Below are 9,703 nucleotides of genomic sequence, written 5' to 3' on the forward strand. Positions count from 1 at the left end.
TTATACTTTAAAAATATAATACAAAAGGATAATAGCACGATGCCAGCAAGCCCAACCAACCGTACACCTACATCAAAAATAGATAAAATTACTGCACGCTTTAGCAAAACGGTCAGTAACAACGCTGTTTTGAAACCAGTTAATAAAAGTGTGAATTACTTGGCTAGAAAGGCGATACTCCGTGCGCTTAGCTATCTTAAATTCGGTAGCATCACTTTAATAGAGGATTTTGAAGAACGAGCACCGAAGATAAACAGCTTCGGTAGCAAGCAGTCCAGCGCAATAAGCAGCTCAGCAGTGGGACGTCATTCATTAGACGTTACTTTGACAATTCACGACAGTAACGTCTATCGTCGGCTATTATTTGGTGGCTCTATCGCACTTGCCGACAGCTATATTGAGGGTGAGTGGGATACCGATGATCTGACTGGTTTGATACGACTGGCTGCCCGTAATTTAGCAGTGCTAAATAGTTTGGAAAATCGCTTTGCAGGTCTAAGTAAAACCTTAGAGAAAGCCAAGCATCAACTGCGCGGTAACGATCAGGCTGGTTCCAAATCTAATATTCTAGCGCATTACGATTTGGGTAATGCCATGTACGAGCGCTTTTTAGACCCCATTATGATGTACTCATCAGCGGTATACAAGACATCTGATACAGCGCTTGCGGAGGCACAGCAACATAAGCTGGCACTGATTTGTCAGCGCTTGCAATTGACGGCTGATGATCATGTCATTGAAATCGGTACAGGGTGGGGCGGTTTTGCGATTTACGCGGCCAAGCATTATGACTGTCAGGTAACGACGACAACTATCTCTGACGCCCAGTACGATGAGGCGAAGCGACGAGTCGAGGTGGCAGGTCTGTCGGACAAGATTACACTACTTAAGCAAGATTACCGCGAGCTAACAGGTCAATATGACAAGCTAGTCAGTATCGAGATGATTGAAGCGGTAGGACATGAGTATTTACCGACTTTCTTTGCCAAGTGTAATAGCTTGCTCAAGCCAACAGGTCTTATGGTATTGCAGGCCATCACTTTTAATGATCAAAATTACGAAGATTATATTGATTCAGTCGACTTTATCCAGACTCATATTTTCCCTGGTGGTTGTTTGCTCTCCAACCAAGAGCTAACTACTCAGTTTACTGAACAGACAGATATGGTCGTCAAACAATTGCATGACTATGGCTTTGATTATGCTTATACATTGCGCGATTGGCGTACGGCTTTTATGGCGCAGCGTGAAGAGATTAAAGCACTCGGTTACGACGAGGCATTTATCCGTTTGTGGGAGTTTTACTTTTGCTATTGTGAAGGCGGCTTTTTGGAGCGTACGATTGGAGTAGTACAGGTGACAGCAGTTAAGCCGGACAATATTGACTCGCTGCATTTTTCTGACCTACCAGCAGCTACAGTTTTGGCTTAGTAAATAATTGTGTGAGAATGAACATTATAGAAGGTTATTATCATGGGTCATATATTTATCTATCTTGCTGCGGTTGTCATATTCTTAGGTATTGATACAGTTTGGCTTAAGACTATGAAAGGCGCATTCTATGAAGAGCGCATCGGACACTTACTTGCCGATGAGCCAAATATGGTGGCAGCTGGCGTGTTTTATATGTTCTATCTGCTAGTGCTTTGCATATTGATTCTTTATCCGCAAATCAAAGCCGGCGCCTCGATAGGTCATATTTTCTTGCTGGGCGGATTAATAGGACTAATGGCTTACGGCACTTACGACTTTACCAATCTTGCATTATATAAAGGTTTTACACTTGATACGGCTCTAGTGGACTTCGTATGGGGCGGGTTATTGACCGGTTCTGTCAGTGCTGTCGTAGCGTGGCTGGCTTATCGTTTTCACTGGCTGAGCTAGTTAACTTGGCAGTGATGGATACCTCGATATGTTGATTGTTCGCTAACGATGACCAACCAGACACTATCATAAAACTGTCATAAAACAGGTGGTTTGCGTTACACTAATGCCAAATACTTATATCACTTTTAACTGCTCACCGCGAAATGGGAAGACTATGCCACAACTAAACACCTCATCCACAGCCAAAAAAGCGCCTCTAAATCATGAATTATATATGTCGGTACTGATGACGCCCGATATGGCAAATTTTATTGGTAATGTGCATGGTGGTGATTTGCTCAAAATGCTTGACCAAGTTGCCTATGCTTGCGCCAGCCGTTATAGCGGTAGTTATGTAGTGACGCTATCTGTCGACCAAGTGATGTTCCGTGAGCCCATCTATGTGGGCGAGCTGGTCACCTTTGCCGCGAGTGTCAACTATGTGGGCACCACCTCGATGGAGATTGGTATTCGCGTTGAAGCAGAAGATGTGCGCGCGCGTACCATTCGCCATACCAATAGCTGCTACTTTACGATGGTCGCTATCGATGATAATGGTAAACCGACACCTATTCCGCCGCTTGATATCAAAAACGCCATGCAACAATGTCGTTTTGATGCAGGTTTAGCACGTAAAAACCTGCGTATGGACAGCTCAAACCGTCCGAGTTGCGATATCGATGAAATGATTGGAAAATCAGCAGACACAACCAACAGTAAGCCTGAACAAGGTAATATTTAATCATATAAAAACCATAACTCTCTGACATGACTCACTAAAAAGCTACTGATATCTTAAAGCGCTTATTTTAAGCTAAGCTGTTACCTACCATAAACAGCATGGCTCCTATAAAGTGCACATGCCTTATCACGTATCGTTTTACTGAGTTTAGTATGAGTTTAGAGCCGCCCAATACCAACCTACAATCCCATCCTACTGATGATCCCAACATAGCAAGTACGCGCATACGCGGTGTTGGGAAGTCTGATGATAACACTTCTGTATCCGAGCATAAGTCTTCAAGTTCGCTGACGACAGTACTGATCGCAGTTGGGGCAAATCTTATTATCGCTATTGCTAAGACGGTGGCCGCGTTTATGACTGGTTCTGCATCGATGATAGCGGAATCAGCGCACTCTTGGGCAGACGCTGGCAATGGGACGTTATTAATTGTCGCTGAGAAGAAGGCTGTGAAACCTGCTGATAGAAGTCATCCTTTGGGCTATGGTAAAGAGTCGTATGTGTGGTCAATGATTGCCGCTTTTGGTGTCTTTATGGCAGGCTCTATTGTTTCTATTTACACAGGTATCACTGAGTGGAATGCAGCGGAGAGTGAGACCAACTATACCATCGGCTTTGTTATCTTGGCCATCGCCTTTGTCCTCGAGGGTTTCTCATTGGTGCAGGCTTATCTACAAAGCAAAAAACATGGTGAAGCAATTGACGTAAGTGCGATTGGTTATGTCGTTGACACGTCGAACCCAACGTTACGCGGCGTGTTTTTTGAAGACTTGGCAGCTGTGATCGGTTTGGTTGTCGCTGCTGCTGCGATGGGTATGCATGCCTATACTGGTCAGCCATTTTGGGATGCGCTTGGCTCTATCATTGTTGGTTTACTTTTGGGCGCAGTCGCCATATTTTTAATCAGTCGTAACCGTGACTTTTTAGTAGGGCATAAAGTCTCTGATAAAATGCATCGTTATGTGCTAGGCAAACTACTTGAACATCCAGATGTCGATAGCGTGTCGTATTTACATTTGGAATGGGTCGGTCCCAAAAAAATATTTATGGTGGCAGCAGTAGATATTGCAGGCAATCAACGCGAAGAACATCTTGCTCGTAAGTTTGAAACTATCGAAAATCAATTCCGAGCCAATCCACTGTTCCAAGAGGCTATTTTAACCTTATCAGTACCTGACGCTGAAGTTTTGAGTTTAGAGAGTAGTGAGGCTGTTTGATATTTCTGATAATTTTCACAACGAGTGACAACGCCTCGCAATGCCTCATAGTGAATGACAAGATTGGTGAATCTCTAATATTTGACAGATAAGTATAAAAAAAGGGTCACTTATTTAAAGTGACCCTTTTGTTTTTGAGACAATATTTATAGGCTAAATATTATTTTTTTGGGGCGTTAGCACCGATGAACCAAGCATCTTTATCGATAATACGGCTAACTTCAGTAAATAAGTCTGCTGTATCTTCATCACCAGCTTCTCCTGCTGAATCGATAGCTTTACGTAGCTCTTCAGCGATTGTCTTATAACGGTTGGTAAGCTCACGGACATGCTGATCAACTTCGGTGATATCAGTAGGGTAAGTCTCTAATACAGAGTCTTCAACGACACGTTTCGAGATGCCATTCGCTTTACCACCAAGGATAACAATGCGTTCGGCTACAGTGTCATATGCTTCTGTCAAACGCTCATAGGTGTCATCTAATAATTGATGCACACCAATAAAGCCAGTGCCTTGTAGATTCCAGTGGCACTGTTTACTATCCATACTCAAATCAATAAGATTCGCTAGGTTGGAGTTTAGCAAATCGACCATTTTTTCTGCTGTCTCATCAGTAATACCACTTGCGTAACGTTCTCTCATATTTTACTCCGTTATTTAAAGTTATTTTATTGAATTTAAAAATTTTAAGGTGAATTGTTCTTTATTAATATATTTCTTAAATAGCGCTCTAACACCAGTCTCTGTATTTTATCTAAAGAAAGTCTAAAAACCATAAAGTCTAAAAACTATGACGATTGGTTTATAACAATCTTTTTATAAAACATTCATAAAAAAAGACTAACGCGTCGCTTGAGTGTTACCAGTCAATTCATAAACGATGATAGCAGTTTACGTTAATGATTGAACCCTCAAGCGTTATGCTTTATTAAGTGGTCGTGTAACGACTTTGTTAATCGTGAAAAGCTTTGTAAATTTGATCATTGCAATGAGCATTATTAGAGGCAAATTTTATCATTCATAGCCTAGGGTAAAGCCGGCTGTTATCCTTTAAAAAGAGCGGTTTGACCCCCATATCATTTTAAACTTAACGAGGAAGAAAGCCATTATGCGAATGCCTGAACCGCGCTCGTCGCGTCAGTTAAACCAATTGGCCACTCAGCTGCAAGGCGAAGCTGAAATCGTTGGTGTCAATGCGTCTGGAACACAAATATCAAGTCGCGCCTTTGAGATGGTCACCGATTTTGAGCCAGCGGGCGATCAGCCGCAAGCGATTGAGAAATTGGTCAATGGTATCAATAAGGGTATGGATGAGCAGTTGCTACTTGGGGTGACGGGGTCTGGTAAGACTTATACCATGGCCAAGGTTATTTCTGAATGTCAACGTCCAACCATTATTATGGCACACAACAAAACCTTAGCTGCCCAGCTATATGGTGAGTTTAAAGCGTTTTTTCCCAATAATGCGGTTGAGTACTTTGTCAGTTATTATGACTATTATCAGCCGGAAGCTTATGTTGCAGCCAGCGATACCTTTATCGAAAAAGACAGTGCCATTAATGATCATATCGATCAGATGCGTCTATCAGCCACACGTGCGCTACTTGAGCGTCGTGATGCGATTATTGTGGCTTCTGTATCATGTATCTATGGTTTGGGCGATCCAGAAAGCTATCTAAAAATGCTGCTACATGTCGTGGTTGGCGACCGTATAGATCGTACTGCGACCATTAAGCGCTTGGTTGAGATGCAATATACCCGTAACGAGCTAGACTTTGGACGCGGTACTTATCGTTTGCGTGGTGAGCTATTGGATATTTATCCTGCTGAGTCTGAGCAGCTCGCTGTCCGTGTACATCTGTTTGACAATGAGGTCGAGAAGATCACGTGGTTTGATCCCTTGACAGGTAAAACCGTACGTAGCGTACCGCGCATTACTATTTATCCAAAATCTCATTATGTGACTCCGCGTAATAAATTGGAGGCGGCAAGTCATACCATTCGCGAGGAGCTTGAGCCGCGTCTTGAGTATTTCCGCGACAATAACAAATTGGTTGAAGCGCAGCGCCTTAAAGAGCGTACCCAGTATGATCTAGAAATGATTCAGCAGCTTGGCTACTGTAACGGCATCGAAAACTACTCGCAGCATCTTTCTGGTCGTCCATCAGGAGAGGCGCCACCGACTTTGTTTGATTATATTCCAGAGGATGCGTTGCTATTCCTTGATGAGTCGCATGTGACCGTTTCGCAGATTGGGGCGATGTATAAAGGCGATAGATCGCGTAAAGAAAACTTGGTCAATTATGGTTTTCGCTTGCCAAGTGCGATGAATAACCGTCCGATGAAGTTTGAAGAGTGGGAGCGTATCAAGCCCAAGACCATTTATGTGAGTGCGACGCCTGCGTTATATGAGCTTGAACACAGTGAGCAAGTGGTCGAGCAAGTAGTGCGTCCGACTGGGCTGATTGACCCAGAGATTGAGATTCGTCCTGTACTCACGCAAGTCGATGATGTGCTATCGGAGATTATCAAGCGCCGTGAAAAAGATGAACGCGTACTGATTACGACATTGACCAAACGTATGTCAGAGGACTTGACAAGCTATCTTAAAGAGTATGATGTCAAAGTCGCTTATCTACACTCTGATATTGACACAGTTGAGCGTATGCAGATTATCCATGAGCTGCGTACTGGTGTGCACGATGTGTTGGTCGGTATTAACTTATTGCGTGAAGGTCTGGATATGCCTGAGGTGTCGTTGGTGGCGATATTTGATGCCGATAAAGAAGGCTTTTTACGCTCTGAGCGCTCCCTTATTCAGACCATTGGCCGCGCTGCGCGTCATTTGAATGGTAAAGCCATTCTCTATGCCGATCGTATTACGCCAAGTATGCAAGCGGCGATAGATGAAACGGATCGTCGCCGTGATAAGCAGATTGCCTTTAATATTGAGCATAATATCACCCCAAAAGGCGCACGTCGTAGTATCACCGATAAGATTGATACTGGTGATGATCTCAATGCTAATGACAATGAGGTGATTCCAATCAAGAGTCATCTGCCTGATGTCGATATCAGTATCTTGCGCAGTCCTGATTTGCTGGCTAAAGAAATCAATCGTCTTGAGAAGCTTATGAAGCAGTTTTCTCGTGATCTGAAATTTGAGGATGCGGCCAAAACGCGTGACAAAGTATTAGAGTTAAAAGCACACTTAATCTAATCAGTTATCTGCATTGTAGTTAGTATGCGTCTTATTTAACTGTCAAAGGATGAGTTGCATATTTGCAATTCATCCTTTTTTTGTTGGTTGTTAAGAGATTGAAAGTGTAAAGATTTTTACTGATTATAATTAATAACTAATGTTTGGGGTCTAGAAAACTTGTAATCATACTAAATGCCACTTAATATGATATCAGACGTTATATTTTATTCTTCACCGACATTTAGGCGTATCGTCCCCATGCATAATAATAAAGTTTTAGAGTTAAACGCGAACGAAAACTCGCTCGGCATGTCAGATTCTGCCAAACAAGCCATTACAGACTCTTTAAGTGCAGGTTTTCGTTATCCAGACAATCCACGTGCTGCACTCATTAGTAAGATCGCTACTATGCATAGCGTGGCAGAAAATCAAGTCTCATTAGGTAATGGCTCGACTGAAAATATGCGAGCTACTATACAAATGCTGCAACACAAAGCATTTAAAGAGGGCAAAGAGTTTCAAATGGTAATCCCTGTACCAACATTTGATTGTGCAGAGATGTATGCAAACTCTACTGGAGCTTCGGTAGTCAAAGTACCTTTGACGGTCGAAAATTACGATTTAGACCTAAAGACTCTGCAAAAAGCTGCCGACGAGTTTGATGGTATAAGTTTACTTTATCTTTGCAATCCTAATAATCCAACAGGAACTATTACTTCAACAGCTAAGCTTAAAACATGGATAAGTAATGCGCCAGATAACCATTATTTTTTATTGGATCAAGCTTACTTAGAGTACGTGACAGACCCAACCTTTGAGAGTGGATTTGAGTGGATAAAACAAGGATTATCAGACAACCTTATTGTCATTCATACTTTCTCAAAGTTATATGCTTTAGCCGGTATGCGAGTGGGCTACGCGATTTCTAACCCGCAGGCTATCGCTGCTGTTGAAGCGTTTATGTCTATGGACAATACTAACTTGTCAGGTGCAGTCGCTGCTCTTGCGACCTTAGATGATATAGATTTTTTGAAGCTAAGTTCACGCATGACCAAACAATCCCGTCAGATGATTGAAGCAGCATTAGACGAGCTTGGACTTCACTATTTACCTTCACAGACCAACTTTATTTTTCATGAGATAAAAGGCGACTTACGCACATACATCAATAGGATGCGCGACAGTGGTATCAAAGTTGGTCGCGAGTTTCCACCTATCACAGGGTACAATCGCTTAACACTTGGTACACCTGATGAGATGGCAGTATTTATCAAAGTACTAAAGTCATTTCGTGAAAAAGGCTGGGTTTGATTGATGATTTAAAAGTTTAGTACGTTTAAAGTCAACCAATACAAAAAAGGTGAGTTGCACATAGAGCACTTCACCTTTTTTATGTGGTTTTTATTTGATAGATATATTTCTAACCTTGTATGAATTTTATAAGCTGACATTTGTGAACTTACTTTAATATCAAGGCCAACGACTGCCTTTCACTATTACTAACTACAAACGCAGTTTTACATTTTTTGTCTTAAAAACAAAGTGGACATCTTATAATATAAAAAATAAGACAGGGTTTGGGTCATGATTACATTTATGATCATGATCGTTTTATTGACAGTAAATACAAAGGAGTATTTGGCAGATGGATATTAAAGACATCTTCAAAAAAGAAGTAGAAAAACAATTGCTCGATGTAGAAGATTACATCTTTACGCCTGAACGTATTGACATGGCTATTGATAATGGTGAGCTCAATTGCGTGTTGAACAGTGACGGCTCTGTAAATATATTTTATACTAAAGAAGGCATTACAGATGTGCGGGCCGCAGCGCGAAAGCATCCCTTTACTGCGTTTAAAACTGAGCTGCATCATGGTATCTACGATGATGTGATTGAAGATTTAATCGATGGTGTAAACGACATTATCAGCAGCCATTCTAAATATTTCCGTCCGTCTAGGGTCTTGCCTATGGGTGCTTCTTTAGGCAATGATGCGGTAATTACAGATGCTGATAAGTATTAGACAATAAAAGCTAAACAGAATAGACGCTAGAAGTATCAGATGCTAGAGAGGTTAAACCCTAGTAATTGCCAACACCCAATGCGCTTATTTATAAAGCACATCGGGTTGTTTGCTTAAATGAATGGATCATTTATTGAGTGAAGCTTGCGTAGCAAGACTGCAGCGATTTGGCGACCACACGCGTGACCAGTTTGGTTCGGTAATCGGCATCAATTGCCGCATTGCCCAGCTCAACCACTGTCACATGTTGGGGTGCTTGCTCGCTCACGCAGCCGCAGACCTTGCTTTTCACCGCTTCTTCTTGAGTCTCGGTCATAGCTACGCTCGCAATACGCCAGGCACTTTGTTTTTCAATTTGACTACGGCATTGATTGTCAATAGCGGCTTTAAATACGTTCATACCGATTTCATTGGCTGTACCCATCGCAGTGCCTGTATTGGTTCCTGCCGTTGTACATCCAGTCAGTATTAGTGAGGCGAGCATAGTAGTTGAAACTAGGATTTTTTTCATGATTTTTCCTTCAAGGTTTTGAGTAGGGTCTAAATTGAGGCATGTTAGACTGCATTTATGAATCACTAATAATACCTAGCGATATATTTTGGCTGATTAAGAATTAAAAAACCAGCTAAGATAAAGTATCTTAACTGG

General features: G+C 42.0%; 9 protein-coding genes. 7 read left to right on the forward strand and 2 right to left on the reverse strand.

Annotated elements, in window-relative coordinates:
* Nucleotides 1-39 precede the first annotated feature (39 nt).
* The 4 genes from PENNN9_RS00125 (at nt 40) to PENNN9_RS00140 (ending at nt 3,825) form a co-directional block, all read left to right on the forward strand.
* Nucleotides 40-1,431: an SAM-dependent methyltransferase gene (locus tag PENNN9_RS00125; RefSeq protein ID WP_058367751.1), complete on the forward strand. Its 1,392-nt coding sequence runs from the start codon at nt 40-42 to the stop codon at nt 1,429-1,431.
* Between the two features lie 42 nt (nt 1,432-1,473).
* Nucleotides 1,474-1,884: a DUF2177 family protein gene (locus PENNN9_RS00130; protein ID WP_058367752.1), complete on the forward strand. Its 411-nt coding sequence runs from the start codon at nt 1,474-1,476 to the stop codon at nt 1,882-1,884.
* A gap of 157 nt (nt 1,885-2,041) precedes the next feature.
* Complete coding sequence (locus PENNN9_RS00135; RefSeq protein ID WP_058367753.1) at nt 2,042-2,608, forward strand: acyl-CoA thioesterase; 567 nt, start codon at nt 2,042-2,044, stop codon at nt 2,606-2,608.
* A gap of 152 nt (nt 2,609-2,760) precedes the next feature.
* Complete coding sequence (locus PENNN9_RS00140) at nt 2,761-3,825, forward strand: cation diffusion facilitator family transporter (protein ID WP_058367754.1); 1,065 nt, start codon at nt 2,761-2,763, stop codon at nt 3,823-3,825.
* A 160-nt stretch (nt 3,826-3,985) separates the two neighbouring features.
* Here PENNN9_RS00140 and dps read toward each other — a convergent pair whose 3' ends face one another.
* Nucleotides 3,986-4,468: a DNA starvation/stationary phase protection protein Dps gene (gene dps / locus PENNN9_RS00145; RefSeq protein WP_058367755.1), complete on the reverse strand. Its 483-nt coding sequence runs from the start codon at nt 4,466-4,468 to the stop codon at nt 3,986-3,988.
* A 466-nt stretch (nt 4,469-4,934) separates the two neighbouring features.
* On the opposite strand from dps, the gene uvrB reads away from it, so the two are divergent.
* From uvrB to PENNN9_RS00160, 3 genes are all read left to right on the forward strand, one after another.
* Nucleotides 4,935-7,046 carry an excinuclease ABC subunit UvrB gene (gene uvrB / locus PENNN9_RS00150; protein ID WP_058367756.1) on the forward strand — a complete coding sequence of 704 codons (2,112 nt, stop codon included), beginning with the start codon at nt 4,935-4,937 and terminating at the stop codon, nt 7,044-7,046.
* A gap of 240 nt (nt 7,047-7,286) precedes the next feature.
* Entirely contained in the window at nt 7,287-8,339 is a 1,053-nt protein-coding gene (locus PENNN9_RS00155; protein WP_058367757.1) for a pyridoxal phosphate-dependent aminotransferase, read from the forward strand.
* A gap of 334 nt (nt 8,340-8,673) precedes the next feature.
* On the forward strand, nt 8,674-9,054 hold the full coding sequence (locus tag PENNN9_RS00160) for a hypothetical protein (protein ID WP_058367758.1): 381 nt from the start codon (nt 8,674-8,676) through the stop codon (nt 9,052-9,054).
* 130 nt (nt 9,055-9,184) lie between these two features.
* Here the strand turns inward: PENNN9_RS00160 and PENNN9_RS00165 are convergent, their stop codons facing one another.
* Entirely contained in the window at nt 9,185-9,565 is a 381-nt protein-coding gene (locus PENNN9_RS00165; RefSeq protein ID WP_058367759.1) for a hypothetical protein, read from the reverse strand.
* Nucleotides 9,566-9,703: the final 138 nt, after the last annotated feature.

The organism is Psychrobacter sp. ENNN9_III (assembly GCF_001462175.1).
GTDB lineage: Bacteria > Pseudomonadota > Gammaproteobacteria > Pseudomonadales > Moraxellaceae > Psychrobacter.

Excerpts from the sequence above, each read along its gene's own strand:
- PENNN9_RS00160 (WP_058367758.1), top strand. The coding sequence starts at position 8,674 with ATGGATATTAAAGACATCTTCAAAAAAGAAGTAGAAAAACAATTGCTC.
- uvrB (WP_058367756.1), top strand. The coding sequence starts at position 4,935 with ATGCGAATGCCTGAACCGCGCTCGTCGCGTCAGTTAAACCAATTGGCC.
- PENNN9_RS00165 (WP_058367759.1), bottom strand. The coding sequence starts at position 9,565 with ATGAAAAAAATCCTAGTTTCAACTACTATGCTCGCCTCACTAATACTG.
- dps (WP_058367755.1), bottom strand. The coding sequence starts at position 4,468 with ATGAGAGAACGTTACGCAAGTGGTATTACTGATGAGACAGCAGAAAAA.
- PENNN9_RS00155 (WP_058367757.1), top strand. The coding sequence starts at position 7,287 with ATGCATAATAATAAAGTTTTAGAGTTAAACGCGAACGAAAACTCGCTC.
- PENNN9_RS00140 (WP_058367754.1), top strand. The coding sequence starts at position 2,761 with ATGAGTTTAGAGCCGCCCAATACCAACCTACAATCCCATCCTACTGAT.
- PENNN9_RS00135 (WP_058367753.1), top strand. The coding sequence starts at position 2,042 with ATGCCACAACTAAACACCTCATCCACAGCCAAAAAAGCGCCTCTAAAT.
- PENNN9_RS00125 (WP_058367751.1), top strand. The coding sequence starts at position 40 with ATGCCAGCAAGCCCAACCAACCGTACACCTACATCAAAAATAGATAAA.
- PENNN9_RS00130 (WP_058367752.1), top strand. The coding sequence starts at position 1,474 with ATGGGTCATATATTTATCTATCTTGCTGCGGTTGTCATATTCTTAGGT.